Origin of the sequence: Amycolatopsis sp. MtRt-6, from assembly GCF_017308975.1 — a bacterium.
Classification (GTDB): Bacteria; Actinomycetota; Actinomycetes; order Mycobacteriales; family Pseudonocardiaceae; genus Amycolatopsis.
In genome coordinates, this window is record NZ_JADWPD010000014.1 from 42,119 (window position 1) to 66,794 (window position 24,676).

Genomic DNA, 24,676 nt, shown 5'->3' on the forward strand with positions numbered 1-24,676 from the left:
TTTCGAGGGGTGGAAGTCCCGCTGCGGGTGACGTAGGTTCCTCCGGTTGCCGAGTTTCACCGGAGGGTCGTCGTGTCGAAGAAATGGTCTGGTCTCGTCAAGCTCGCCGCCGCCGCGGCCATCGGCGCCACCGTCGCCTCGGGGGCCACCGCGCTGGCCGGGTCCGACGACTCCACCGCCGCCCGCTCGAAGGAGCCGGCCAACATCGGCCAGGTCAAGCTGGACGTCAAGGCGTACTACGGCGACTACCTCGACGCCGCGGGCAAACACCACTATTCGGACACCAGCCAGTTCGTGAAGGACACCACCCGGATCGTCTCGGACGCGAAGCGCTACCTGCAGCAGCAGCTGGGCCGGGTGCAGAACCCGGCGGTCGTGCTGGACGTCGACGACACGTCCGAGATCACCTACGGCTGGGAGGCCGACAACGACTTCGGCTTCGACCCGGTCAAGCAGCAGCAGGCCATCGACAACGGCACGTTCGTGGCGAACAAGCCGGTGCTGGAGCTGGCCAACTGGGCGGCGCAGCGCGGCGTCAAGGTGTACTTCCTGACCGGCCGCAACGAGTTCCAGGGCCCGCAGTCGCTGAAGAACCTGGCCAACGAGGGCTACCCGGCCCCGGCCGGCGCGTTCTTCAAGCCGAAGACGACCGCGCCGGACTACCTGCCGTGCGGGCTGACCTGCACCACGGTCCAGTACAAGTCGGGCACGCGGGCGCACATCGAGGCGACGGGCGCGAAGATCGTACTGAACCTCGGCGACCAGTTCAGCGACCTCGAAGGCGGCTACGCGCTGCGTCCGGTCAAGCTGCCGAACCCGATGTACTACCTGCCCTGACCCTTCGAGCCGGAATATCGGCCGGGCCCGGCGCGCTGCACCTGAGACACAGGACTCTCAGGGAGCTGACATGGCGAAGCAGGTTCTGCAGCCGGGCCCGGACCACCCGATCACCGTCGAGCCGACGAAGGCGCGTGTGGTGGTCAAGGCGGGTGGGCGCGTCGTCGCGGACAGCCGCAACGCGTTCACCCTCCAGGAATCCACGTACCCGGCGGTCCAGTACATCCCGCTGGCGGACGTCGACGCGGGCGTGCTCGAGCGGACCGACCACGAGACGTACTGCCCATACAAGGGCGAAGCGAGCTACTACTCGCTCAACGTCGGTGCCGTGCGGGCCGAGAACGCGGTCTGGACGTACGAGAAGCCGTACGACGCGGTCGCGCCGATCAAGGACCACGTCGCCTTCTACCCGAACGTGGTCGACTCGATCGACCTGGTCGAGGACTGACTCCGCCGGGTGGTGGGTCAGCCGGTGTAGCCGGCGAAGATCTTCGCGAACTCGTACGGCGCCTGCGGCACGTTGGTGCACCGGTAGAGCGCGCCGGTGCACGCGTTGGCGTCGCGGCCCTGCTCCCAGAACGACAGCATGCCCAGGTGGACCGTCTTCGCGAAGGCCACCAGCGCCCGCGCGTCCTTCTGGGTGAAGATCTCGTTCTGCGAGTCGTTGACGCCGATCATCGGGGTGACGCCGACCTTCTTCCACGCCGCCGCGTCGCTCAGCCCGAACAGCGACTTGAGCTGCGCTTGTGTCGCCTTCGCCGCTGAGATCGCCTTCGCACCCTGGTCGGCGGGGCCCTGGTAGTAGTCCATGGCCATGATGTTGACCAGGTCGAGGTTCACGCCGGCGTCCTTGGCGGCCTTGACGACGTTGAGCCCGTCCGCGGTGAGGCCGGTCGGCAGCACCGGCAGGGTCAGCGAGATCTTCAGCCCCGGGTTGCTGTTCTGCAGCGTCTTCAGCGCCTGGGAGCGGCGCGCGATCGACGCCGGGTCCGCGACGGCCGCGCCTTCGATGTCGAAGTCGGCGTACTTGAGGTTGTAGGCCTTGACGACGGCGTCGTACTCGGCCGCGACCTGCGCGGACGTGCTGCACGCCTGGGCCAGTTCGATCCCGGACGCGCCGCCGAAGGAGATCTTGACGTCGCCGCCCGCGTTGCGGATCTTCGCGATCTCCTCCCGCTGCCACGCCGTGCGCGGGTCGTAGGCGCCGAACCAGCTGGCCTTGCAGCCGTAGGAGTTGACGAACGCCAGCGTGAAGCCCTTGACGCCGCTCGCGGCCGACATCGCCGACAGGCTGGGCGTCGGCCAGGCACCCATGTCGACATAGGGACCGACCGGGATCGGCGAGCCGGGCGCGGCGCCGGCGACCCCGCCGCCGAACAGGGTGACGCCGGCCAGGACGGCCAGCAGGGAACGAAGACGCACGGGAACCTCCACGACTCGGGCGCGGCGGCGGAAACGGTCCCTATTGGTATAGACCTTTTAGTGTGGTGTGGACCATAGGCCGAATGGGTCACCCCGGTCACGGTGCGTCGCTCAGGCGGGCGCGCGGCGGCGTCCCCGGCCTCGCTCCAGCCACCACTCGGCGAGCAGCAGCGGAAGCACCCAGCCGGTCCACGCGCTGATCCCGGCGATCGCCTGGCCCAGCGCGACCTCGCTGCCACCGAACGTCGTGTTCAGCTGGGGTTCGAGGGCGATCGTCGACACCGCGCCCCAGATCCGGTTGCTGATGATCGACATGCACAGCGCGAAGCTGCGGACCATCCAGCGCCGGTGGTCGCCGAAGCGCCGCGCCCGCGCCATCCGGTAGCCCTGCGCGGTGCAGCCGAACCAGAGCAGGGCCAGCAGCACCCCCGAAACGGAATTGACCGGGCCGAACGGCGACGCGAGCGCGATGGCGAACCCCGCGATCGACGCCGGGAGCACCCCGGCGAAGACGTACACACGTCCCGTGCGGCGGTGCACCGCCGGGTGTTTCTGCCGCAGCCACGGCCAGATCTGCAGCGCGCAGGCGACCATCGCGACGCTGGCGAAGCCGACGTGCGTGACCAGCACCGGGTAGTACCAGCCGACGCCCTCGGGCGCGGGGATCCGCGACCGCGCCGGGTCCAGCCCGAGGTAGGGCGGGAGCGAGAACGCCAGGAACGCCGCGACGAGCAGGCCCAGCGGGAACACCCACGGGCGGCGCCACCACGTCTTCGTGCGCCGGACCTCGGCGGCCGGCCGTTCGATCGTCGTCATCGGATCCTCACTTCGTACGGTGTATCCGGACCGTATTGAGTGTGGAGAAGTGGCGGCAATCGATGGTGGGAACAATGGGGGAGTACCCTGAAAGTGTTCTAGGTACTGTCGGCCAAGTGTTCTAGTACGGAGCCCGGGTTGTCCGAAGCGCCCTACCTGCGGATCGCGGCGGACGTGCGCCGCCGGATCGCCGCGGGCGAGCTGCGACCCGGCGACCGCGTCCCGTCGACGCGGGCGCTGGTCCGCGAGTGGGGTGTCGCGATGGCCACGGCGGCGAAGGCGCTTTCCGTCCTGGGCGAGCAGGGCTGGGTGCGCGCGGTGCCGGGCAGTGGCACGGTCGTCGCCGACCGGACGCCGGTCAAACCACCGCTGGGCCGCGACGCCGTGGTGCGCGCGGCGATCGCGCTCGCCGACGCGGAAGGCCTGGCCGCGCTGTCGATGCGGCGGCTGGCGGCCGGGCTGGGCGTCGGGCCGATGGCGCTGTACCGGCACGTTCCGGACAAGGAGGAGCTGCTGCGGCTGATGGCCGACGTGGCGCTGGGCGAGGCGGAGCTGCCGGACCCGGGCCCGGCGCAGTGGCGGCCGCGCCTCGAACTGGCCGCCCGCGCGCAGTGGCGGGCGTACCGCCGTCACCCGTGGCTGGCACCGATCGTGCTCAATTCCCTGGTCCGGCCCCCGGTGCTGGCGGCGGGCCTGAGGCTGGTCGACTGGTCGTTGCGCGCACTGGCGGGCACCGGCCTGAAGCGGCGCGTGAAGCTGCAGGTGGTCATGACGCTCAACGGCTGGGTCGGCGGGCTGGCGGTGAGCAACGCGTTCGAGGTCCAGGCGGAGCAGGACACGGGCATCACCGGCGACCAGCGGCTGGCGGCCGACATGGCGCTGCTCGCGGAGTACCTGGGATCGGGCCGGTTCCCGGTGCTGGCCGAGGTGATGACGGGCCTCGAGGACGTCGGCCTCGACGACGCGTTCGAGTTCGGCCTGCGGCGTCAGCTCGACGGGATCGCCGTGTTATTAGACTGGCAGCGGTGTTGATCACCACGGAGAGGCTCACGCTGCACGCGTGGTCCGAAGAGTTTTTCGACGGCTTGTTCGCCTTGGCCCAGCTCCCCGAGACGGTCCGGTACGTGGGAACCGGCGAGCCGTGGAGCCACGAGTACACGCTGGCCAAGCACCGCGCAACGCTGACGCACTGGGCAGAGCACGGCTTCGGCTGGTTCGCGGTCTCGGCGGCGCCGGGCTCGTTCGACGGAGTGGTGTCACTGGTCCGGCGCACCGCGACGGAGTCGGGCCTCGGCCTGCCGGCGGTGGAGATGGGCTGGTGGATAGCGCCCTCGGGCTGGGGCCGCGGCTACGCGACGGAAGCAACGAAGGCGGTGCGGGACAGGGCGTTCGAGTCGGGCTGGGCGGACCGCCTGCTGGCGGTGTACGAACCGGTGAACAAGTCGTCGGGGCGGGTGGTGGAGAAACTCGGGTTCGCGCCGCACAGCAGGTTCGTGCTGGACGGCCGGGTGGAGCAGCGAGCGGTCCTGGAACGCCCGAGCTGAGGGTGGGCGGGGAGTGCGCCCGCCCCGCCCTTTGGTCACGCCCCGGCGGGCACCGGAACATCGCCGACCCACCGGTGCACCGCCTCGGCCAGCCCCGCATCGCCGGAGCCCGGCGTGCCCACCCAGGCGACGTGCCCGTCCGGCCGCAGCAGCACCGCATCCACCCCGGCAGTGTCCGAAGTGGACGATACCGCGGCAACCACCGCAACCCCCGCCGACCACGCGGCGAACGTCCCCGACGAAGTCAGGTCCACCAGCACCGGCCGTCCGGTGTGCAGCAACTCCGCCAAGTGCGTCTCCGCTCCCGGCACCCGCAGCGGCACGTCCGGCGCCAGCCTGCCCAGCCACGCGTGTCCGCCCGGCTCGTAACACGCGTCCAGTCCCGTGATGATCTCCGCCAGTGCCCGGTTCCCCGCCGGGTGCGCGGCCACGCGGCGCATCAGGTCCGCCCACGGCTCGGCGCCCGCTTCCTCCAGCGCCACCTGCGCCTGCGTGTTCGCCAGGATCCGGGCACCCGCCGCGTGGCGCTCGGCGTGGTAGGTGTCCAGGAGGCCCTCCGGCGCCGTTCCGCGCACCGTTGCCGCCAGCTTCCAGCCCAGGTTGAACGCGTCGTCGAGGGCGACGTTCACGCCGATCGCCCCGGCCGGCGGGTGGATGTGGGCCGCGTCGCCCGCCAGCAGCACCCGGCCTTCGCGGTACCGCGATGCCAGGCGCGCCGCGTTGCCGAACCTGCTCAGCCAGCGGGGTGCGCGCAGCTCGACGTGCCGGCCGAGGACTGCCTCCACCTGCTCCTGCAGGCGTTCCAGCGTGATCGGCGTGTCCTTGTCCGGCGGCGGGTCGTCCTCGCGGACCACGATCCGGACGTACCCGGGCCGCGGGATGACGAACACGCTCCGCCCGTCCGGCCCCGTCGAAGGTCCGTACGGCAGCTCGCATTCGACGTCGCCGAGCAGTGCGTACCAGCGCGCGGCCACCCCCGGGAAATCGATTCCCGCCTGCTTGCGCACCGTGCTGCGGCCGCCGTCGCAACCGGCGAGGAAGCGGGCGTTGATCGTCCTTTCGGTACGTCCATTGTGGATCAGCGCGGTGACGTCGTCCGCGGACTGCGTGAACGACCGCAGCTCGTGGCCGCGCAGGATTTCGACGCCGAGCTCGAGCGCTCGTGCCTCCAGGACCTCTTCGACGCGCGTTTGCGGGATGCCCAGCGAGAACGGGTGATCGGTCGCCGTGCCGTCGAGCAGGAGCGGGCCGGGCAGGCCGGTGGCCGGTGCGTGCGGCACCCGGTGCCCCTCGGCCACCAGCCCCTCGGCCAGGCCGCGGCGGGCCAGCAGATCCAGCGCCCGCGCGTTGAGGTTGAAGCCGCGGCAGTACGGCGGACGCTCCGGCAGCCGTTCGACGATCGTGGTGCGGACGCCCGCCAGCGCGAGCTCCGCGGCGAGCAGCAGGCCGGCCGGACCGGCGCCGGCGACGAGGACATCGGACATGGTTTCCCCTCAGAAGTTTTCGGGCCACGGCAGGGAGCCGGACCGGATTTCGGCGGCCGTGCGGCGCGCCCAGTCGAGCTCCGCGCGCCAGGCGTGCTGGGCGAACTCGACTTCGATCATGAACAGCCGCGGCATGCCCTTGCCGACGGTTTCCGCCAGCGCGGTGCCGGCGCCGTCGATGCGTTCGGCGAGGTGGCGGACGCGTTCCTCCAGCGCGTCGGCGGCCCGCTCCGGGCCGAGTGCGCCGAGGTAGCTGACCGCCGCGACGAACTTCGCGTACTCCGCGACCGGCTCGCGGACCAGCTCGTCGAGCCAGGCGACGAACTCCTGGCGGCCGAGCTCGGTGTGCGCGTAGACGGTCCGCTCCGGCCGGTTGCCCTCCCGGACCGTCTCGACGGGCTCGATCCAGCGGTGCTTCGCCAGCGACTCCACGGTGTCGTAGAGCGAGCCCGGGTTGATCTTGAACGTCGAGTCCTTGTAGCGCTCGCGCAGCGTGGACGCCATTTCGTACGGGTGCATCGGGCGTTCCAGCAGCAGGCCGAGCAGGGCCAGCGCGAGGGTGTTGCGGATCTTGCGTGGCGGCACTAGTCGCTCCCTATTAGTCGGAACCGACTATACGACCGCCGTCAAGCCGGCTAGAAGCGCGTGTTCGCCAGCCAGTGGGTGAACAGCGCCGCGTCGCCGGACACCGCGAGCCGCGGGTCGTCCGCGGCGACGCGCCCGGTGAGCGCGAGGAGCAGGTCGGCGGCGCGACCCTCGACGACGACGTCGGCTTCGCCGCTTTCCTCGCTGACCTCGACCCCCGACGGCGTCCGCCGGGCCAGCCAGCCGGCCTCGGGTTCGGTGGCGTGGAACAGCAGCGTCTCGCCGGTGCCCCGCAACGCCGTCCGGTCCAGGGCCGGGTGCTGCTGCCGCGAGAAGACGGCGACCAGGCCCAGGCCCTCGGCAATCCCGTCCGCGGCGAGATCGGCGGCGACGTCGTAGGGCGTGCCCGTCGCGAAGGCGGCGTCCGCGCGGTGGACGACCGTTTCGTGGGTGAGCCGCCGCGTCCAGAACCCGGCGCGCCGGTCGGGCGTCCACGTCGAGGTCGGGGTCTCGGGGCCGACCTCGGTGACAGCGGCGACGAGCCGCTCCGCGCCGTCGCGCAACCAGGCGCCGAGGGCCTCGAACGCGGGCGGGTCGTCGATCGTGACGGCCTCGAACGGCACGTAGCCCGTGGGCCTGCTCGCGATGATCGCGGCGGACTTGTGGTAGGCGACGCCGACGTGGCAGGTCAGGTCCCGCAGTGTCCACTCCGGACACGTCGGGACGCGCAGGTCCGGATCGGCGCCGTCGATCGCCGCGCCGAACAGGTCAGCTTCGGTGACGAGGGCGCCGGCCAGCCGGTCGTGGCTCAGAGACTTCACCCCGCCACCGTAGGCCGGATGACGGCGGCCGTGGGGTCATGATCGGCTGCCCCGAAGACGACCTCCTCGTACCTGGACAACGAGGAAGCCCGCGTCCAAGATCCGTAGGGTGGCGGGGTGACTGGGGAGCTGAAGCGGGCTCGGGTGGGCGTTTCCGTCGTGTTCGCGGTGTGCGGTGCCGCGTTCGCGACCTGGCTGGCCCGGGTGCCCGCGGTGCAGGAACGGCTGGGGCTGAGCACGGGCGAGCTGGCGACCGGCCTGTTCGGGCTCGCCGCCGGTTCGGTGCTGGCGCTGCTGGGCGCGGGCGCGCTGCTCACCCGGATCGGCAGCCGGGCGGCTGTCGTGCTCGGCGCCGTCGTGCTGTGCGCGGGGCTGCCGCTGGTGGCGCTCGCGTGGTCGGCGCCGGCGTTCTGCGCCGCGCTCGTCGTGCTCGGGGTGGGCAACAGCCTGCTCGACGTCGCGATGAACGCGCACGCGGCCCGCGTCGAGGAGGGCTACGGCCGCCCGATCTTCGCCGGCTTCCACGCCTTCTGGAACATCGGCGGCCTCGCGGGCTCGGGCGCCGACGCGCTGCTGGAAGCCGCGCGAGTCCCGGTGACCGTGCACTTCCCGGTCGCCGGCGCGGCGCTGCTGGCGCTCGCGCTGTGGGCGGCGCGCACCCGGTTCCTCGACGGCGCCGACCGCGGCCAGGGCGGCCCGGCGTTCGCGTGGCCGAGCCGGGCGCTGGTGCCGCTGGGCGTGATCGCCTTCTGCGGCTTCGTCGCCGAGGGCGCGGTCAACAGCTGGAGCGCGGTGTACCTCGCCGACGTCACCGGCGCGACGCCCGCGCTGGCCTCGCTCGGCTACTTCGCCTTTTCGGGGACGATGATCGCGGTCCGCCTGGTCGCCGACCGCGTGGTGGCGCGGACGGGTGCGGTCGGTTTCGTCCGGGTCGCGGCCACGGTCGCGGTGCTGGGGTTCGCCGTGGTCCTCGCCGTGCCCTGGCCGGTCGCGGCGGTGTTCGGTTTCGCGGTCGTCGGGCTCGGCGTGGCCGGGATCGTGCCGATCGCCTGGAGCGTGGCGAGCCGGAAGCAGGCGGACGCGCCGGCCCGGGCGGTCGCCGCCGTCGCGGCCTGCGGGTACCTGGGGTTCCTGGTGGAGCCGGTGCTGGTCGGGGCGCTCGCCACCCGTGTCGGCCTGCACTGGGCCCTGTCGTCGGCGGTCGTGGTCACCTTCGCGATCGTCTTCCTCGCGCCCTCGCTGCGGGTGCGGGAGGCGACTTCACACCAGGTCGACGCCCCTTGACCTCCACCAAGGTCGAGCTTCAAGACTGACGGCATGACGATCTGGATCTGCGGAACCTGCGGGGTCGAACACCCCGACACCGAACGGCCACCCGCCGTCGACTGCGCGATCTGCGCCGACGACCGGCAGTGGGTGCCCGCCTCGGGACAGGTGTGGACGACCCTGGACAAGCTCGCGGCCGAGGTCCACGAAACGGTGCACCGGGAGCTGGAACCGGGCCTGCACGGGTTCCACCGCGAACCGGAGTTCGGGATCGGCCAGTGGACGCACCTGGTCCAGACCTCCGGCGGCAACCTGCTGTGGGACCCGCCGAACCACCTCGACCCGGCGCTGGCGGCGAAGCTCGAAGAACTCGGCGGGGTCGCGGTGATCGTGGCCAGCCACCCGCACATGTACGGCTCGCAGGTCAGCTGGAGCCATCGGCTCGGGGACGCCCCCGTCCTCGTCCACGCCGCCGACCGGCGGTGGGTGCAGCGGGAGGACGCCGTGATCCGGGAGTGGGCCGGCACCGAGCGGATCCTGCCCGGGGTGACGCTCGTCGAGGCCGGCGGACACTTCCCCGGCGCCGCGGTCGCCCACGTCGAGAACGACACCGGCGGTGCCCTACTGGTCGGCGACACCATGATCCCGGTGGCGGCCGAGGGGTGGGTGACGTTCATGCGCAGCTACCCCAACCGGATCCCGCTCTCCGCGGGCCTGGTGCGGCGGATCGTGGACCGGCTCGAGCCGTACGAGTTCGACCGGCTCTACAGCCTCCTCGGCGGCAAGGTCCTCGGGGACGCCAAGGGCGCGGTGCGCCGGTCAGCGGAGCGCTACATCGCCTGGGTGAGCGGGGCGAACGACCACCTCGGCTGAGCCGGTGATCCACCGGCGACCTCGGAGACGGCAGGCACCTGGACGTTCGGCGACCTGACGGTCGACCGCATCGGCTTCGGCGCGATGCGGTTGCCGCGAAACGACCAGGCGTTCGCCGGGCTTACGGCGAGGACCGCACGTGCTGGTCATCCCCGGCGCCGGCACCCCTGGTCGTTCGGCGGACAACGTCGCCGCGGGAGACCTCCGGCTCGAGCCGGCCCGCCGCGACGCCGTCCACGCGGCCTCACCGGAGCGGTGAGCCGAACCAGCGGGTCAGGTGGTCGTCCAGGTCCCGCTGGTCGTCGCCGGCCCAGGCGACGTAGCCGTCCGGGCGCAGCAGGATCGCCGGGACGTCGAGGGCCGCGGCCGGGTCGGTGAGGTGGTCGACGCGGCCGGCCCAGCCTTCGGCGGTCAGGCGTCCGGTGCGGTCCAGCAGCAGACCACGGCCGCGGTGCAGCCGGTCGTAGAGGCGGCCGTGCCGCACGTCGATGTCGCGCATGCGGCGGCCGAGCAAGTCGGGGCCTTCGCCGAAATCATACCGAAGATCGATCGCGGTGATCTTCCCGATCAGGTGGCGGTTGACCTCGTCGAAGTCCATCAGTTCGGTGAGCAGCCGGCGCACGGCCCGCGGGCCCGGTCCGGGCGACGACAGCTCCAGCTGCGCCCGGGTGTTGTCGAGGACGGCCTCGGCGACCGGACGGCGTTCGGCCTGGTAGGTGTCCAGCAGGGGACCGGGCGCCCAGCCGCGGATCCGCCCGGCCAGTTTCCAGCCGAGGTTGAAGGCGTCCTGGACGCCCAGGTTGAGGCCCTGGCCGCCGAGGGGCGGGTGGATGTGCGCCGCGTCGCCGGCCAGCAGCACCCGCCCGGCGCGGTACCGCTCGGCGAGCCGGGTGGCGTCGCCGAAGCGCGACAACCAGCGCGGGGAGTGCACGCCGAAGTCGGTTCCGGCGAGGGCACGCAGTTGTTGCCGAAAATCGTCCAGGGTCGGTGGCGTCGCGCGATCGCCGACGCCCGCGGCCGGGACGACGACGCTGTAGACGCCTTCGCCGAAGGGCCGGAGCCAGAACGGCCGGTGGAGCTCGCCGACCTCGGCCACCTTGGCGGCGATCTCCGCCGGCGGCGCCGCCGCGGCCATTTCGCCCATCAGCGTCTCGGTCCGCGAAGGCTCGCCGGGGAAGCCGACGCCGCTCAGCTTGCGCACCGTGCTGCGCGCGCCGTCACAGCCGACGAGGTAGCGGGCACGCAGCCGTTCGCCGTCGGCCGCCTCGACGGTCACGCCCTCGTCGTCTTGCTCGAAATCGACCACGGCGACGCCGCGCCGGACATCGGCGCCCAGCTGGATCGCGTGGTCTTCGAGGAGCCGGACGACGACCGGCTGCGGGATGCCCAGCAGGTAGGCGTGCGCGGAGCCGAGGTCCCGGGGCGCGGGCTTGGGGATCGCGGCGAAGAATCCGCCGGCCGGCCGCTGCCGTCCGTGGGCGCGGAGGCGGTCCAGCAGGCCGCGCATCGCCATCAGTTCGAGGCTGCGGATGTGCAGGCCGACGATCCGGACGAACGACGCGGGCTCGGTGTCCTGTTCGAGGACGAGCACCCGCACGTCGTGCAGCCGCAGCTCGGCGGCCAGCGTCGCACCGGTCGGCCCGCAGCCGGCGATGATGACGTCGAACGGCTCGGTGGTGAAGTCCATGGGTGGTGCCTTTCGGGAGTGCCTGGGGGCGCTCCCGGCGACACCTGCGTCAATCGCCCGGCCGTGACTGGCGGGGGAGCACCCACGTCGATCCAGCGTTCATGGGTCTCACCTCCTCGGGCGGTGTCACGGTCCCGGGCAAGCTACAAGCCCGGGCGTGACCCCGTCCACTCCTTTCCCGGCGGCCGGCCTCGCGGGCTGTGCTGCTCAGGTCCTGTCGAGTTCCGCGTTGACCATCGCCTCGAATTCGGCGCGGCCCTGGCTGCCCAAGGCGCCGCCGAGTGCGGTCGCCAGCCGGTCGAACGGTTCCTCCAGCGGCAGCGCGGCCAGGTTCTCCGCGAGCTCGGGAAGCGTCCAGAGCTCCCCGTCCTTGTCGATCCGCGCGCCCTGCGTCCAGCCGTGGTTGACCGCGATCGAGCCGCCGCGCACCGACAGGACCTGTCCGGTCACGGGACATCCCTCGCTGACCAGGTACGCGACGAGCGGGGCGACCACGGCAGGGTCCTTCGGGTCCGGGTGCCCCTCCGGCGCCGTCCGGTCCATGCCGGGGACGGCGGTCGTCAGCCGGGTGCGCACCATCGACGGGCTGACGCAGTTCACCCGGACCCCCAGCCGCCGCAGTTCCAGGGCGTGCACGGTTGTCATGGCCGCGACTCCGGCGTTGGCCGCCGCGTAGTTCGTCTGCGTCGGCAGCGGGTTGAGCAGGCCGGAGCCGGAAGCGGTGTTGACGATGGCGCGGCCGGCGCGCTTGCCCGCGTCCACCTGTTCGCGCCAGTAGGCCGCGGCCCAGCGGCTGACCGCGAAGGACCCTTTCAGCTTGACCGCCACAACGTCGTCGAACTCCGCTTCGGTCAGGCGCTCGAGCCCTTTGTTGACCTCGATGGTGGCGTTGTTGACCACCGCGTGCAGATCGCCGAACTCGGCGACGGCCAGCTCGACCATGCGCCGGGCGTCCGCCCAGTCGGCGACGCTGCCGGTGTCGGCCACCGCCCGCCCGCCTCGCGCGCGGATCTCGGCGACCACCGCGGAGGCGACACCCTCGTCGCCGCCGCGGCCGTCGATCTCCACGCCAGGGTCGTTCACGACCACGTTCGCACCGCGGGCCGCCAGGTACAGCGCTTCCGCCCGGCCGATCCCGCGCCCGGCACCGGTGATCAACACCGTCCGTCCGGTCAGCTCGCCCATCGCGACACCTCTCTCCGCGCTCGGCGCCGTCTCGCCGAGCATTGATGCACTCAGTGTACTCATTCACTGAGTGAATTGAGTTACGCGGTGCACTAGTCTTCCCTCTGTGACAGGCGAACTGGGACGTCGTGAACGCAAGAAGCAGCTCACCCGGCAGGCTCTGGTGGACGCGGCCGTCCGCCTGTTCACCGAACGGGGCTACGAGCAGACGAGCGTGGCCGACATCGCGGAAGCCGCCGACGTCAGCAAGCGCACGTACTTCCTGCACTTCGCCACCAAGGAGGACGTGCTGCTGGCCGACGGCGGCACGAGGATCGACCAAGCCGTGCGGGCCATCGAGGAACGGCGACCCGGCGCGCCGCTGCGCGAGGTCCTGGCCGAGGCGGCGAACCGCATGATCGACAATGCCGCCGGCGGCGACCTGCCGAACGGGCTGGCGGCGATCCGCGCCCGGCTCGTGGTCACCACACCCGCCGTTCAGGCCCGCGTACTGCACAGCCTGTTCACCGCGCAGACCCGCATCGCCGCGGCACTGCGCGAGGCCTACCCGGACACCCTCGACGACGTCACCGCGGCAGGCCTCGTCGGTGCGCTGACGGGCGCCGTCAGCGCCGCCGCCGTCGCCAGCCTCCGGCTCGGCGAGCCACCCGAACGGACCCGCGCCGTCATGCACCACGCGGCCGAGATCGCCCTGCGCCACATCGAATCGCTCGACGAGCACGACGCCGGGCACACCGCGGGCGCCACGCCACGACGATCGTGAGCCTGGCGCCGACCGGCGCGGCCGCGAACGGAACGCAAACCGCGGCTCAGGCCGTCGGGCGGCCGGCTCCCGCGTAGTCGTCGCCGGGCCGGCGGTACGAATGGACCTGGACCGCCTGGCCGGTCTGCGGCGCGTCGATCATCTGCTGGTTGCCGATGTAGAGACCGACGTGGTGGATCTTCGTCGCCGGCTCGCCGTAGAAGATCAGGTCGCCCAGCTGGGGGTCGGTCACGTGCGGCACGCTGCGGAACTGCGTGTCGGCCGTGCGCATCAGCTTGATCCCGGCGCTGCCGTACGCCGCCGTCGTCAGGCCCGAGCAGTCGAAGCCCGGGTCGTTGCCGCCGGTGCCGTTGCCGCCCCAGATGTAGGGGAGGCCGATCTTGTCGATCGCGAAGTTCACCGCGCTCAGCACCGCCGGGTTCGGCGCCGCCGAGCCCTGGCCGACCGTGCCGTAGACGTTGACCGTGGCCAGCGTCCGGTGCAGGAACAGCGGCGCCGGCTGCAGCGTGCCGACCGAGTCCCACCACACCTGGCCCTGGGACAGGTCGTGGCCGTCGGCGCACAGCGCGCGGCCGGTGGTCAGCGCGGCGTCGTCGATGTTTTGGACATCGGGCTTCCCGCCGGACGCGCTCGCCTGGTACTTGCCCCAGATCGCCGGGGACAGCTGCATCGGCCCGGCGGCGTTCGCCGTCGAGACGATCTTGTTGTAGAAGTCGCGCACCTCGATCGTGCCGAGCGGCTTGTCCATGACCCCGGTGGTGCCGAACTGCCCGCCCCGCGCCCGGCCGTGGTCCGTGGTCACTTTTCCGACCGCGGCCAGCGTGACCCACGAAAGGTGGCACCCGGGGATGTCCTTGCTCAGTTTCGTCGTCGCCTTCGCGTAGCCGACCATCGCGCGCAGCGGGACGTCGAGCCACTGGCTGGTCTTGGACGCCCAGGCGTCGAACTCGCTCGCTTCGGGCACCTTCGGCGGCGTCGAGGTCTGCGGCGGCGTGGTCGTCGGCGGCTTCGAGGGCGTCGGCGACGGCGACGACGCCGGGGTGACCGTCGCGGCGGCGTTCGTGGTCTCCTGCTGCTCCGGCGCGAGCAGGATGCCGGCCACCAGGGCACCCGCGACGACGACCACGGCCGCGATCACGACCAACGGCGTCCGGCGGCGGGGTGCGGGCGGTTCGGGCGACTCGGGTGTGTCGGGTGTGTCGGCCGGGACGACCTCGGGCTCCTCGCTCACCGGGCCGCCCCCGTGAGCCGGTCGAGCACGAAGCCGCGCAGGCCGTCGAGGTCGGTGTCCATGGCGACCTCGATCGGGCGGCCGGGGGTGAACTGCGGATCGTCCTCGCCCAGCCGCCGCCGGTCGACCAGGGTTTGACCACGCGCAGGGCCGAGGCCGCAGTCGACGTCGACCCGGTAGGTCTCGGTGCGCAGGATCCCGGGCGAAATCGCCTCGGCGACCGCGACGGCGTCGTGCATGACCATCCGGTCTTCACCGAACACGCGCGTGTAGTGCTGCCGGTAGGTCGACGTCAGCCCTTCGAGGGTCGCGCCGATCGGCCCCGACGCCGCGAGCTTCGCCAGCCACTCGCCGTCGACGGCGCAGCGGTGCGTGAGGTCCAGCGGCACCAGCACGACCGGGACGTCCTCCTCGACCAGCACCCGCCGGGCCGCCTCGGGGTCGCTCCAGATGTTGAACTCGGCGGCGGTCGTGCTGTTGCCGAACGTCACGCCGCCGCCCATGATCACCAGCCGGGCGATCTTGGCCGCCGCGCCCGGGTGCGCCGCGAGCAGCGCGGCGACGTTCGTCAGCGGCCCGATCGGGGCGATGGTCACCGGCTCGTCGGCGGCCTCGAGGAGGTCGAGCATCAGCCGGACGGCGTCCCGCTCCTCCAGCGGACGGCTCGCCTCGGGCAGCGTGTAGGAGTGGCCGGACAGGCCGTCGCCGCCGTGGACTTCTTTCGCGTCACGCGGCTTGCAGTAGACGAGCGGCCGCGCCGCCCCGGCGGCCACCGGCACGTCGTCGCGGCCGAAAAGCGCCAGCAGCCGCTGCGCGTTCGACGTCGTGCGGTCCAAAGGGACGTTGCCGAAAACCGACGTCACGCCCAGGAGGTCGACGTCCGGGGACAGCGCCGCCAGCGCGATCGCCAAGGCGTCGTCCACGCCCGGGTCGGTGTCGATGATCAGCTTCGTGCCCATCCCGCTCCCCTTGCCTGCGAACCCGTCCCGCACACAGGTTACGGTCACGGGCATGACGTCGATGTGGGGTGCGCCCGCGCTGTCGCGGGTGCGGGCCTGGCGCCGCGCCCGGCAGGACCCGCGGCAGGCCAAGTTCCTGACCGCCGACTCGCTGCGCTGGGTGCTGCGCAACCGCGCGTACACGCCCTGGTACCTGGTCCGGTACTACCGGCTGCTCAAGTTCCGGCTCGCCAACCCGCACATCATCCTGCGGGGGATGCTCTTCCTCGGGAAGAACGTCGAGATCCACTGCCGCCCTGGTTACGGGCGGCTGGAGATCGGCCGCTGGGTCCACATCGGCGACGGCAACGCCATCCGCTGCCACGAGGGCTCGCTGCGGATCGGCGACAAGTCCGTGTTCGGCCGCCAGAACGTGATCAACTGCTACCTCGACATCGAGCTCGGCGCGGCCACCCTGGTCGCGGACTGGGTGTACATCTGTGACTTCGATCACGTCATTTCGGACATCCACGTGCCGATCAAGGACCAGGGCATCGTGAAGTCCCCGGTCCGGATCGGTCCGGACACCTGGCTCGGCACCAAGGTCAGCGTCCTGAAGGGCACCCGTATCGGCCGTGGCAGCGTGCTCGGCGCGCACGCGGTCGTCCGTGGTGACATTCCGGACTACTCGATCGCGGTCGGCGCGCCGGCCCGCGTGGTCCGCAACCGCGAAGACGACTACGCGGCCGACGCCGCGCGTCGCGAGGCCGTCGCGGACATGGCCCGCAAGGCGAACAAGGCCCTGCAGAAAACCCTCGGAGAGCAGTAGGACTACTCAGGCCGCGTGGTCGCTTTTCGCGGCATAGTGGCGGCATGGGGGAGTACCGCGAGGCCGTCGTGTCCATCCTGCTCGCCCTGGCGGCCGTCGTCTGGCTGATCGTCGTCCCGCTCATGTTCGTCACGGGTGCGCTGACGGCATACGGCATCGGGTTCGGGTCCGGTGATCCCGCCGCGGCGAGTCCGACCTTCACGTGGGCGAGCTGGCTGGGTGCGGGCATCCCGGTCGTGGGCGTGGTCGTTTCGGTGACCACGCGGCGCCGGGGCTGGGCCTGGTTCTACGGGATCGCTGTCGCCGTGGTCGCCGTGGTGGCGCTCTGGTGGGCCGGGACCCACCCCGGCGCCGGGACCCACCCCGGCCCGCCGCCCTCGGAGCCGAGGCACTGCGTCGAGCGCAGCGGCGGCGACAGCGACTGCCCGGGCGGCTGACCCCTGCCGTGGCGCGCTGACCTGCGGTTTGTCGTGTGGTCGAGAAACGACCACGCTCGTTCCCGGCCGTTCGGCGGCGATCCTCGGCTGATCGGCCGATCTCCGCCACGCCCCGGTCTCGGCAGCCTGGGGCCCATGTCGATCACCCGGTTCGCCGTCCCGATGCTCGCCGCCGCGGCGCTGCTCCCCGTCGTCCCCGCGGTCGCCGCCGCGGACGGGCTCGCCTGGCAGCTCTGCGCCACTGTCGCGAAGGGCTGGGACCCCGACGACCACCGCACCGAATGCGCGCTCGTCCCGGTCCCGCTCGACTACGCCGACCCCGGTGGTCAAAAGATCGACATCGCCGTCAGCCGGATCCGGGCGACCGGGACGCGGACCGGCGCGATCCTGCTGAACCCCGGCGGACCCGGCCAGTCCGGCCTCACCATGCCCGGCGACATCGCCGACAGCCACGCCGGCGGCCTCGGCGTCCACCACGACCTCGTCGGCTTCGACCCGCGCGGCGTCGGGTACAGCGCCGACCTGCCGTGCCCGACCGAGTTCCCCGAGCCGGGCATCACCGACGAGGAGAAGGCCCGCGAGGCCGCCGAACGCGCCGCCGAGGCGAACCGCCGGTGCGTCGAGGCCCACCCGGCTTTCGTCCGGAATCTGACCGCGCCGACGATCGCCCGGGACCTGGACCGCATCCGCGTCGCGCTCGGCGAGGACAAGATCGGCTACTACGGCGTCTCGTGGGGGACCGCGCTCGGCGCGCAGTACCGGTCGCTCTTCGACGACCACGTCGGCAAGATGCTGCTCGACTCCGTCATGCCGCCGGACCTGAACGTCACCGCGATGGACGACGGCCAGGCGACCGCGGGTGAGAACACCTTCCACGAGTTCGCGGCGTGGATCGCCAGGTACGACGCCATTTACCGATTTGGGACCACGGAGCCGGAGGTCGCGAAAGCGCTGCTCGACCTGCGCGACAAGCACGGCGCGACCGTCAACGGCATGCTCGCCAACCCGCGCCGCGAGTGGGCCGGCCTGGCGAAGCAGCTCGCGGCCATCCGCGACGGCGGCGGGGTCGTCGCCGGAAAAGCGACCACGGGCGGCCTGGCCTGGGACGGCGAGCCGCACGCGTTCAACCACTTCCAGCAGACGGCGCTGCTCTGCAACGAGTCACCGAGCCCCCGCGACTTCGAGACCGTCTGGCAGCACCGCCTCGACCGGATGAAGCGCCTTCCGGTCGCGGGCGGCTACGGCTTCTACGAACAGCTCTGCGTCGGCTGGCCCCTGGCCGCCCGGCCGTGGTCGTTCGAAAAAGGGACAAGCCCGCTCCAGCTGGCCGGCCACCGCTACGAGCCCGTCACGCCCATCGGGTGGGCGCTCGCGATGCGGCAGCGGATCGGCGGCACGCTCCTGACCGTCGAGGACGACGCCCACGGTTCGCTGTCGTCGCTGCCCTGCGCCGACGCCGTGGTCACTTTCTTCGACACGGGCAAGACGACGTCGGCGTCGTGCGCGGGCGCGCCGGTCCCGGCGCCGTGAAGCCGTGACTCAGACGCGCGCCCGCAGCTGGTCGCGGACCTCCATCAGCGCGAAGCCGAGCAGGTTCAGCCCGCGCCAGTAGTCCGGCTTGGTCGCGTTCTTCTCCTCGCGCGCGAGGCCGGTGCCCCAGACGAGGTCCTTCTTGGACGCCTCGACGAGCACCGCCTCCCCGGTCCCGAGCAGGAACCGGCGCAGGTCGCGGTGGGCGCGGAACTTGGCCAGGTTGCCGTCGACGACGATGTCGAACCGGTGCGCCTCCCAGGTCGCGGCGTCGAAGCCGGCGACCTCGCGGCCGAGCACCTTCGCCGTCTTCGGGTCGGGCGTCTGCCGGATCAGCTCGGCCTTCTCGACGTCACCGAACAACAGCGCCTTGCCCGCCATCATGTAGTGCTCGGCGGTCGGGTAGACGACGCCGTCGGCCTCGAACGGGTCGAGCCACCACTGGCTCAGGCAGCTCGCCGTCACCCGGCCGGACTTCGCGGGCGTGTGCCCGTAGAACAGCAGGTACTCGGGCTCCGCACCTTCGTGGACTTTTTCGCGCAACGCCTCGACACTGCGGACACCGTCGACCTTCACCATCCGCCTAGTGGACCACGCGCTCAGAGCAGGAAGTGGAACAGGGGGCTGCCCGGCTCGATCCGCTCCACCTGCAGCGGGCTCGCGTCCATCCGGGCCAGCAGCCCCGGCAGGTCGGCCGGCCGGGCAATTTCGATGCCGACCAGTGCCGGGCCCATCTCGCGGTTGGTGCGCTTGACGTACTCGAAGCGCGTGATGTCGTCCTCGGGCCCGAGCACCTGCTCGAGGAACCGCCGCAGCGCGCCCGGCTCCTGCGGGAACCCGACGAGGAAGTAGTGCTTCAGCCCTTCGTGCATCAGCGAGCGTTCGAGGATCTCGCCGTAGCGGCTGACGTCGTTGTTGCCACCGGAGACCAGGCAGACGACGGTCTGGCCGGGCTCGACCTCGACGACCGTGCCGAGCGACGCCGCGGCGAGCGCGCCCGCGGGCTCGGCGATGATCCCGTCGGACTGGTACATCGCCAGCATCTCGGTGCACACCGCGCCCTCGGCGACAGCGGTCAGCTCGGCGCCGCTCTCGCGGATCAGCGGGTAGGTGACCGCGCCGGCCTCGCGCACGGCGGCGCCGTCGACGAACGAGTCGAGCTCCGGCAGCCGCACGGGGTGCCCCGCCGCGAGGGCGGCCGCCATGCAGGCCGCGCCCGCGGGCTCGACGCCGACGATCCGGACCTCCGGGTGCCGCTCGCGCAGCCAGCTGCCGACCCCGGCGAGCAGCCCGCCGCCGCCGACCGGGACGACCACGACGTCGGGCACGAAGCCGAGCTGCTCGATCACCTCGCACGCGACCGTGCCCTGGCCGGCGACGGTGCGGACGTCGTCGAACGCCGGGACCAGGGTCGCGCCGGTGCGCTGGGCGTCTTCGTTGGCCGCGGCGAAGGCGTCCTCGTACGTTTCGCCGACCACGACGACTTCGATGTGCGCGCCGCCGAGCGTCGCGATCCGTTCGCGCTTCTGGCGCGGCGTGGTGCCGGGGACGTACACGCGGCCGCGGGCGCCGAGCCGGCGGCACGCGTACGCGACGCCCTGGGCGTGGTTGCCGGCGCTGGCGCAGACGACGCCTCGCGCGCGGACGTCCTCGTCGAGCTGGACGATGAAGTTGTAGGCACCGCGGATCTTGTACGAGCGGACGGTCTGCAGGTCCTCGCGTTTCACCCAGACCTGGGCGTCCACCCGGGACGAGAGCCGGGCGCTCGGCTCCAGCGGCGTCCTGGTCACCACCCCGGCCAGCCGCTCGGCGGCCTTTTCGATCGTCGCCGCGGTCACCGTGTCGATGTCGTGCACCCCGGTGAATCTACGACTCGCGCGTCCCGGGCAACCGTTCGGGCCTCCGGGCGCATCAGAGGGGTGTCGAACGAGATGGGGGGCGCCGATGGACGCCGGATTCACCGAGTACGTGACCACGCGGGCGGCGTGGCTGCGCAAGGTCGCGTACTTGCTCTGCGGCGACTGGCACCGGGCCGACGACCTGGTCCAGTCGTCGATCACCCGGCTCTACGCCCACTGGTCACGGGTCTCCCGCGCCGACAACGTGGACGGCTACGCGCGCCGCACGCTGGTCAACACGTTCCTGGCCGAACAGCGGACGTCGTGGTGGCGGCGGGTGGATCTGCGCGAAAAAGACCACGACCCGACGGCTCCGGGCGCGGACGTCGAACTGGCCCTCGACCTGCGGGCCGCGCTGGAGCGGCTGCCGGCCCGGCAGCGCGCGACCGTCGTCCTGCGCTACTTCTGCGACCTCCCGGTCGCGGAGACCGCGCGGGCGCTGGGCTGTTCCGAAGGCACCGTCAAGAGCCAGACCGCGAAGGCCGTGGACACGCTTCGCGAGCTACTGCGGGAACCGATCCGGGAGGGACGAGCATGACCGACCACGAGCTGGCCACCAAGCTGAAGGAACTGGCCGAAGCGCCGGCCCCGCCGCCGCGGATCGACCTCGACCGCGCGCGCCGGATCGGGGGACGCCGTCGTCGCGCGCGGACCACGGCGCTGGCCCTCGGCTGTGCCGCGGTCGTGACGGCCGGCGGTGTGACGGCGGTGTCGCTGTTCCGGCCGGTCCCGCCGCTGGCGATCGCGCCGGCGGCCACGGGGCCCGGATCCGCGTCGGCCCCGATCACGCCCGTCACGCCGGTGCCCGTGGCCGACCCGATGGAGGCGAAGGCGAGCTTCGGCTGGCTGCCGGAGCAGATCAAGGGCATCGAGTACACCGTCGGCGCGCACGGCGACACCACGCTGGCCATCGGCCACGGCGAACTGGCGCCGATGATCTGGTTGTCGGTTTTCGACCAGGAGCCGCCGGTGCCTCCTGACCTGGGCGGACAGCCGTCGCGGATCCCCGTCCGGATCGGCGGCCAGGACGGCTACTGGCTCACGAACGCCCCCGGTGACCCGCTGAACCGCGGCGACAGCTACCTGCGCTGGCGGACCCGGGACGGCAAGTGGGCCCAGCTGCACGCGTACTACCTCGTCGGCCCGGACCTGCAGCAGGTGCTGACGCGGGTCGCCGGCGACGTCACGGTCGGGATCCACGCGGTCCCGTTGCCGCTGCACATCACCAGCCTGCCGAGCGGGTTCTCGCTCACCGACGGTTACCTGCAGCGCCGCCCCGACCAGGACGGCGTCCCGTGGCGGCTGGTGCTGCAGTACACGGCGGAGGGCGGGCTGGCGACGATCAACGTCTCGCCCCCCGGCGGCCCCACGGACGGCCTCGGCAAGCCGGAGTGCGTGACGAAGAACGAGCTGCAGGCCTGCGTCTCGTTCAACCAGCCGAAGATCGGCGGCGTCACCGCGAAGGAACTGCTCAGCCGGATCACGCTGCTCGGCCCGGACGAGACGAAGTGGACCACGCGCGTGATCGGCTGATCAGCCCTTGGGCACCGCCGGGTAGGGGACGAAGGTGCTCGTGTTCTCGTCGACGGTGAGCTGCTTGCCGATCGTCGGGAACGCGCGCTGCGAGCACGCCGGGCGTTCGCAGACCTTGCACCCCATCCCGATCGGCGTCGCCGCGGCGGGCTCGTCCAGGTCGAGGCCGGTCGAGTAGACGAGCCGCCCGGCGTGCCGCAGTTCGCAGCCGAGCCCGACGGTGAACGTCTTGCCCGGGCTGCCGTAGCCGCCGATGTTGCGCGACACCGTGCGCGCGACCCAGAAGTAGCTCTTGCCGTCGGGCAGGGTGGCGATCTGGGTGAGGATCTTGCCCGGCTGGGTGAACGCCTCGTAGATGTTCCACAGTGGACAGGCCCCGCCGACGCGGGAGAAGTGGAACCCGGCCGCCGACTGCCGCTTCGACATGTTGCCGGCCCGGTCCACCCGCACGAACGAGAACGGCACCCCGCGCTGCTTGGGCCGCTGCAGCGTGGACAGCCGGTGGCAGACCGTCTCGAAGCCGACGCCGTAGTGGTCGCACAGCCGCTCGATGTCGTAGCGGAAGCGCTCGGCCGCGGCCAGGAACGGGCCGTAGGGGAGGATCAGCGCCCCGGCGAAGTAGTTCGCCAGGCCGACGCGGGCGAGCGACCGGGCGGCCGGGCCGGAGAACGCCCACGAGTCGGCGAGCTCGGTGATGAGGTCGTCGTATTCGAGCAGGGCGATCTGCGAAGCCATCCGGAATGCCTGCTGCCCGACCCGCAGGCTCGGCGCCAGCCGCAGCACCCGCGTCACCGGCTCGTAGCGGTGCTGCTGGCCGGCGGCTTCGTCGATGCCCTCGCTGGTGACCTCGACGCCGTAGCGCTGGAACAGCCGTTCCTTCAGCGCGCCGAGGACCTGCCCGCGCTGCAGCGGGATGTCGGCGGCCATCCTTTCGGCGCGTTCGTCCAGCTCGGCGACGTAGTTCTCGCGCTCGTAGAAGAAGTCGCGGACCTCCTCGTGCGGCAGCGGCGCGGCGGCGCTGCCGTGCAGGCCGAGGCCGTTTTCCGTGGTCAGCACGGCGGTGTTCTCGACGGCGTTGCGGTAGCTGCGGTGCAGCTTGACCAGCGCCTGGGCGATGGCGGGCAGGTTGGTGGCCAGCTCGTTGAGCTCGCTCGTGGTGACGTCGACGCCGAGGGCCTCGTCGAGCAGCGCTTCCTTGACGTCGGCGACCAGCCGGGACGTGTCGTTGTTGGCGAAGAACTCGGTGTCGACGCCGAAGGCCTGGGTGATCCGCAGCAGCACCGGCACGGTCAGCGGGCGCGAGTTGTGCTCGATCTGGTTGAGGTAACTGGGTGAGATCTCCAGCACACGAGCGAGATCGGCCTGGCTCATCGAGCGGCTTTCGCGGAGGTGCCGCAGCCGCGCGCCGGCGAAAGTCTTCTCCATTCGTGCCCTCCTTTCCGGAAGGTTTCCGGTCCTGAACGGTTACGTGAACGGTCAAGAACGCGGATTTTCGATCACTTGCGAACCACTCGATTCGCAACCTTTGCAAAGAGCCTACGGACCCTTCGCACAAATTGGCAAATTGGACAACTGGACCGCGTTTTCGCTGGCGTGTCAGGGTCATGGCAAGCAAGGCGAGCAATCGCAAACTTCGCAACACCGGGAGAGTCCGATGACGGAACAGGCCAAGCAGGCGGCCGCGGAGCTGGCCGCGCAGTGGGCGAGCGACCCCCGCTGGGCGGGCGTGCAGCGCTCCTACTCGGCCGAAGACGTGATCAAGCTGCGCGGCAGCGTCGTCGAGGAGCACACCCTGGCCCGCCGCGGCGCGGAGAAGCTGTGGGACCTGCTGCACACCGAGGACTACATCCACGCGCTGGGCGCGCTCACCGGCAACCAGGCCGTCCAGCAGGTGCGTGCCGGTCTGCAGGCGATCTACCTGTCCGGCTGGCAGGTCGCGGCCGACGCCAACCTGTCGGGCCAGACCTACCCGGACCAGAGCCTCTACCCGGCCAACTCGGTGCCGGCCGTGGTCCGCCGCATCAACAACGCGCTGGGCCGCGCCGACCAGATCAGCTGGGCCGAGGGCACTACCGACATCGACTGGTACGCCCCGATCGTGGCCGACGCCGAGGCCGGCTTCGGCGGACCGCTCAACGCGTTCGAGCTGATGAAGGGCATGATCGCGGCCGGCGCCGCGGGTGTGCACTGGGAAGACCAGCTCGCGTCCGAGAAGAAGTGTGGTCACCTCGGCGGCAAGGTCCTCATCCCGACCAAGCAGCACGAGCGCACGCTGAACGCCGCGCGGCTGGCGTCCGACGTGCTGAACGTGCCGACCCTGGTCGTCGCCCGCACCGACGCCCAGGCCGCGACGCTGCTGACCAGCGACGTCGACGAGCGCGACCAGCAGTTCCTCACCGGCGGCCGCACCGCCGAGGGCTTCTACGAGGTCCGCAACGGCATCGAGCCGTGCATCGAGCGCGGCCTGGCCTACGCCCAGTACGCCGACCTGCTCTGGATGGAGACCTCCGAGCCGGACCTCGAGGTGGCGCGCAAGTACGCCGAGGCGATCAAGGCGAAGTTCCCGGACCAGATGCTGGCCTACAACTGCTCGCCGTCGTTCAACTGGAAGAAGCACCTGGACGACGCCACGATCGCGAAGTTCCAGCGCGAGCTCGGCCACATGGGCTACAAGTTCCAGTTCATCACGCTGGCCGGCTTCCACGCCCTGAACTACTCGATGTTCGACCTGGCGCACGGCTACGCCCGCGAGGGCATGACCGCCTACGTCGACCTGCAGGAGCGCGAGTTCGCTTCGGAGAGCCGTGGCTACACCGCCACCAAGCACCAGCGCGAGGTCGGCACCGGCTACTTCGACAACGTCGCGACGGCGCTGAACCCGGAGAGCTCGACCACCGCGCTCAAGGGCTCCACCGAAGAAGCCCAGTTCCACTGATCCCGGCCGCGGCCCGGCGGCGGCAACCCCCTCCGCCGCCGGGCCGCGACCCTCCCCTTCTT

Annotated in this window: 25 protein-coding genes; 13 read left to right on the forward strand and 12 right to left on the reverse strand. The window is 71.7% G+C overall.

All coding sequences use genetic code 11. From position 1 onward, the window contains the following. Window positions 1-72: 72 nt before the first annotated feature. Both I4Q55_RS23605 and I4Q55_RS23610 read left to right on the forward strand, forming a co-directional pair. Window positions 73-837, forward strand: coding sequence for an HAD family acid phosphatase (locus I4Q55_RS23605; protein ID WP_206790592.1), 765 nt, complete (start codon window positions 73-75; stop codon window positions 835-837). 70 nt (window positions 838-907) lie between these two features. Further along, a complete protein-coding gene (locus I4Q55_RS23610; RefSeq protein ID WP_206790593.1) occupies window positions 908-1,285 on the forward strand; it encodes a DUF427 domain-containing protein in 378 nt (125 codons plus the stop codon). Between the two features lie 17 nt (window positions 1,286-1,302). Here the strand turns inward: I4Q55_RS23610 and I4Q55_RS23615 are convergent, their stop codons facing one another. Beyond that, window positions 1,303-2,259, reverse strand: a complete 957-nt coding sequence (locus I4Q55_RS23615) for a chitinase (protein WP_206790594.1) — start codon at window positions 2,257-2,259, stop codon at window positions 1,303-1,305. A 111-nt stretch (window positions 2,260-2,370) separates the two neighbouring features. Continuing rightward, the gene (locus tag I4Q55_RS23620) at window positions 2,371-3,075 is read right to left on the reverse strand and encodes a DUF2306 domain-containing protein (RefSeq protein WP_206790595.1); all 705 of its coding nucleotides are present in this window, start codon (window positions 3,073-3,075) and stop codon (window positions 2,371-2,373) included. 138 nt (window positions 3,076-3,213) lie between these two features. Here I4Q55_RS23620 and I4Q55_RS23625 point away from each other — a divergent pair, with 138 nt between their 5' ends. Together I4Q55_RS23625 and I4Q55_RS23630 are read left to right on the forward strand one after the other, a co-directional pair. Further along, complete coding sequence (locus I4Q55_RS23625; protein ID WP_206790596.1) at window positions 3,214-4,107, forward strand: TetR/AcrR family transcriptional regulator C-terminal domain-containing protein; 894 nt, start codon at window positions 3,214-3,216, stop codon at window positions 4,105-4,107. Further along, on the forward strand, window positions 4,101-4,619 hold the full coding sequence (locus tag I4Q55_RS23630) for a GNAT family N-acetyltransferase (protein WP_206790597.1): 519 nt from the start codon (window positions 4,101-4,103) through the stop codon (window positions 4,617-4,619). Before I4Q55_RS23625 ends, I4Q55_RS23630 begins: the two co-directional genes overlap by 7 nt. Window positions 4,620-4,654: 35 nt before the next feature. Here I4Q55_RS23630 and I4Q55_RS23635 read toward each other — a convergent pair whose 3' ends face one another. Genes I4Q55_RS23635 through I4Q55_RS23645 form a run of 3 tightly spaced genes read right to left on the reverse strand, consistent with a single transcriptional unit; the run spans window position 4,655 to window position 7,509 of the window. Beyond that, window positions 4,655-6,103: an FAD-dependent monooxygenase gene (locus tag I4Q55_RS23635; protein WP_206790599.1), complete on the reverse strand. Its 1,449-nt coding sequence runs from the start codon at window positions 6,101-6,103 to the stop codon at window positions 4,655-4,657. Window positions 6,104-6,112: 9 nt separating this feature from the next. Beyond that, a complete protein-coding gene (locus tag I4Q55_RS23640; RefSeq protein ID WP_206790600.1) occupies window positions 6,113-6,688 on the reverse strand; it encodes a PadR family transcriptional regulator in 576 nt (191 codons plus the stop codon). Window positions 6,689-6,738: 50 nt separating this feature from the next. Further along, window positions 6,739-7,509: a maleylpyruvate isomerase family mycothiol-dependent enzyme gene (locus tag I4Q55_RS23645; protein WP_206790602.1), complete on the reverse strand. Its 771-nt coding sequence runs from the start codon at window positions 7,507-7,509 to the stop codon at window positions 6,739-6,741. A gap of 117 nt (window positions 7,510-7,626) precedes the next feature. On the opposite strand from I4Q55_RS23645, the gene I4Q55_RS23650 reads away from it, so the two are divergent. Both I4Q55_RS23650 and I4Q55_RS23655 read left to right on the forward strand, forming a co-directional pair. Next, window positions 7,627-8,793, forward strand: coding sequence for an MFS transporter (locus tag I4Q55_RS23650; protein ID WP_206790604.1), 1,167 nt, complete (start codon window positions 7,627-7,629; stop codon window positions 8,791-8,793). Window positions 8,794-8,826: 33 nt separating this feature from the next. Further along, complete coding sequence (locus I4Q55_RS23655; protein WP_206790606.1) at window positions 8,827-9,648, forward strand: MBL fold metallo-hydrolase; 822 nt, start codon at window positions 8,827-8,829, stop codon at window positions 9,646-9,648. A 244-nt stretch (window positions 9,649-9,892) separates the two neighbouring features. Here the strand turns inward: I4Q55_RS23655 and I4Q55_RS23665 are convergent, their stop codons facing one another. Continuing rightward, window positions 9,893-11,335, reverse strand: a complete 1,443-nt coding sequence (locus tag I4Q55_RS23665; protein ID WP_206790608.1) for an FAD-dependent monooxygenase — start codon at window positions 11,333-11,335, stop codon at window positions 9,893-9,895. A 207-nt stretch (window positions 11,336-11,542) separates the two neighbouring features. After that, on the reverse strand, window positions 11,543-12,583 hold the full coding sequence (locus I4Q55_RS23670; RefSeq protein ID WP_206790609.1) for an SDR family NAD(P)-dependent oxidoreductase: 1,041 nt from the start codon (window positions 12,581-12,583) through the stop codon (window positions 11,543-11,545). 43 nt (window positions 12,584-12,626) lie between these two features. Here I4Q55_RS23670 and I4Q55_RS23675 point away from each other — a divergent pair, with 43 nt between their 5' ends. Continuing rightward, complete coding sequence (locus I4Q55_RS23675; protein WP_206790611.1) at window positions 12,627-13,283, forward strand: TetR/AcrR family transcriptional regulator; 657 nt, start codon at window positions 12,627-12,629, stop codon at window positions 13,281-13,283. A 46-nt stretch (window positions 13,284-13,329) separates the two neighbouring features. Here I4Q55_RS23675 and I4Q55_RS23680 read toward each other — a convergent pair whose 3' ends face one another. Together I4Q55_RS23680 and I4Q55_RS23685 are read right to left on the reverse strand one after the other, a co-directional pair. Further along, window positions 13,330-14,427, reverse strand: a complete 1,098-nt coding sequence (locus tag I4Q55_RS23680) for a bifunctional lysozyme/C40 family peptidase (RefSeq protein ID WP_206790833.1) — start codon at window positions 14,425-14,427, stop codon at window positions 13,330-13,332. A gap of 83 nt (window positions 14,428-14,510) precedes the next feature. Continuing rightward, window positions 14,511-15,473 (reverse strand): nucleoside hydrolase, encoded by a 963-nt coding sequence (locus I4Q55_RS23685; RefSeq protein WP_206790613.1) that lies wholly within the window; start codon window positions 15,471-15,473, stop codon window positions 14,511-14,513. Window positions 15,474-15,525: 52 nt separating this feature from the next. On the opposite strand from I4Q55_RS23685, the gene I4Q55_RS23690 reads away from it, so the two are divergent. The 3 genes from I4Q55_RS23690 (at window position 15,526) to I4Q55_RS23700 (ending at window position 18,248) form a co-directional block, all read left to right on the forward strand. Then, window positions 15,526-16,281, forward strand: coding sequence for an acyltransferase (locus I4Q55_RS23690; protein WP_091306164.1), 756 nt, complete (start codon window positions 15,526-15,528; stop codon window positions 16,279-16,281). Window positions 16,282-16,325: 44 nt separating this feature from the next. Beyond that, window positions 16,326-16,718, forward strand: coding sequence for a DUF6234 family protein (locus I4Q55_RS23695; RefSeq protein WP_206790615.1), 393 nt, complete (start codon window positions 16,326-16,328; stop codon window positions 16,716-16,718). A 135-nt stretch (window positions 16,719-16,853) separates the two neighbouring features. Further along, window positions 16,854-18,248 carry an alpha/beta fold hydrolase gene (locus I4Q55_RS23700; RefSeq protein ID WP_206790617.1) on the forward strand — a complete coding sequence of 465 codons (1,395 nt, stop codon included), beginning with the start codon at window positions 16,854-16,856 and terminating at the stop codon, window positions 18,246-18,248. A gap of 9 nt (window positions 18,249-18,257) precedes the next feature. Here I4Q55_RS23700 and I4Q55_RS23705 read toward each other — a convergent pair whose 3' ends face one another. After that, complete coding sequence (locus I4Q55_RS23705; protein ID WP_206790618.1) at window positions 18,258-18,827, reverse strand: NADAR family protein; 570 nt, start codon at window positions 18,825-18,827, stop codon at window positions 18,258-18,260. A 20-nt stretch (window positions 18,828-18,847) separates the two neighbouring features. Beyond that, window positions 18,848-20,104: a threonine ammonia-lyase IlvA gene (ilvA, locus tag I4Q55_RS23710; protein ID WP_206790619.1), complete on the reverse strand. Its 1,257-nt coding sequence runs from the start codon at window positions 20,102-20,104 to the stop codon at window positions 18,848-18,850. 88 nt (window positions 20,105-20,192) lie between these two features. On the opposite strand from ilvA, the gene I4Q55_RS23715 reads away from it, so the two are divergent. After that, window positions 20,193-20,684 carry a SigE family RNA polymerase sigma factor gene (locus I4Q55_RS23715; RefSeq protein ID WP_206790620.1) on the forward strand — a complete coding sequence of 164 codons (492 nt, stop codon included), beginning with the start codon at window positions 20,193-20,195 and terminating at the stop codon, window positions 20,682-20,684. Further along, window positions 20,681-21,679 (forward strand): hypothetical protein, encoded by a 999-nt coding sequence (locus tag I4Q55_RS23720; RefSeq protein WP_206790621.1) that lies wholly within the window; start codon window positions 20,681-20,683, stop codon window positions 21,677-21,679. The genes I4Q55_RS23715 and I4Q55_RS23720 overlap by 4 nt, the downstream gene beginning before the upstream one ends. Here the strand turns inward: I4Q55_RS23720 and I4Q55_RS23725 are convergent, their stop codons facing one another. Next, window positions 21,680-23,104 carry a short-chain fatty acyl-CoA regulator family protein gene (locus tag I4Q55_RS23725; RefSeq protein WP_206790622.1) on the reverse strand — a complete coding sequence of 475 codons (1,425 nt, stop codon included), beginning with the start codon at window positions 23,102-23,104 and terminating at the stop codon, window positions 21,680-21,682. It lies immediately after the preceding gene. 229 nt (window positions 23,105-23,333) lie between these two features. Here I4Q55_RS23725 and aceA point away from each other — a divergent pair, with 229 nt between their 5' ends. Continuing rightward, window positions 23,334-24,614, forward strand: a complete 1,281-nt coding sequence (aceA, locus tag I4Q55_RS23730; protein ID WP_206790623.1) for an isocitrate lyase — start codon at window positions 23,334-23,336, stop codon at window positions 24,612-24,614. The last annotated feature ends 62 nt before the right edge of the window (window positions 24,615-24,676 follow it).

What these genes read in the sequence shown, in the direction of transcription:
- I4Q55_RS23670 (WP_206790609.1), bottom strand. Translation starts at nt 12,583, where the DNA reads ATGAGTACACTGAGTGCATCAATGCTCGGCGAGACGGCGCCGAGCGCG.
- I4Q55_RS23695 (WP_206790615.1), top strand. Translation starts at nt 16,326, where the DNA reads ATGGGGGAGTACCGCGAGGCCGTCGTGTCCATCCTGCTCGCCCTGGCG.
- I4Q55_RS23690 (WP_091306164.1), top strand. Translation starts at nt 15,526, where the DNA reads ATGACGTCGATGTGGGGTGCGCCCGCGCTGTCGCGGGTGCGGGCCTGG.
- I4Q55_RS23665 (WP_206790608.1), bottom strand. Translation starts at nt 11,335, where the DNA reads ATGGACTTCACCACCGAGCCGTTCGACGTCATCATCGCCGGCTGCGGG.
- I4Q55_RS23725 (WP_206790622.1), bottom strand. Translation starts at nt 23,104, where the DNA reads ATGGAGAAGACTTTCGCCGGCGCGCGGCTGCGGCACCTCCGCGAAAGC.
- I4Q55_RS23700 (WP_206790617.1), top strand. Translation starts at nt 16,854, where the DNA reads ATGTCGATCACCCGGTTCGCCGTCCCGATGCTCGCCGCCGCGGCGCTG.
- I4Q55_RS23620 (WP_206790595.1), bottom strand. Translation starts at nt 3,075, where the DNA reads ATGACGACGATCGAACGGCCGGCCGCCGAGGTCCGGCGCACGAAGACG.
- I4Q55_RS23685 (WP_206790613.1), bottom strand. Translation starts at nt 15,473, where the DNA reads ATGGGCACGAAGCTGATCATCGACACCGACCCGGGCGTGGACGACGCC.
- I4Q55_RS23720 (WP_206790621.1), top strand. Translation starts at nt 20,681, where the DNA reads ATGACCGACCACGAGCTGGCCACCAAGCTGAAGGAACTGGCCGAAGCG.
- I4Q55_RS23705 (WP_206790618.1), bottom strand. Translation starts at nt 18,827, where the DNA reads ATGGTGAAGGTCGACGGTGTCCGCAGTGTCGAGGCGTTGCGCGAAAAA.
- I4Q55_RS23655 (WP_206790606.1), top strand. Translation starts at nt 8,827, where the DNA reads ATGACGATCTGGATCTGCGGAACCTGCGGGGTCGAACACCCCGACACC.
- I4Q55_RS23715 (WP_206790620.1), top strand. Translation starts at nt 20,193, where the DNA reads ATGGACGCCGGATTCACCGAGTACGTGACCACGCGGGCGGCGTGGCTG.
- I4Q55_RS23610 (WP_206790593.1), top strand. Translation starts at nt 908, where the DNA reads ATGGCGAAGCAGGTTCTGCAGCCGGGCCCGGACCACCCGATCACCGTC.
- aceA (WP_206790623.1), top strand. Translation starts at nt 23,334, where the DNA reads ATGACGGAACAGGCCAAGCAGGCGGCCGCGGAGCTGGCCGCGCAGTGG.
- I4Q55_RS23635 (WP_206790599.1), bottom strand. Translation starts at nt 6,103, where the DNA reads ATGTCCGATGTCCTCGTCGCCGGCGCCGGTCCGGCCGGCCTGCTGCTC.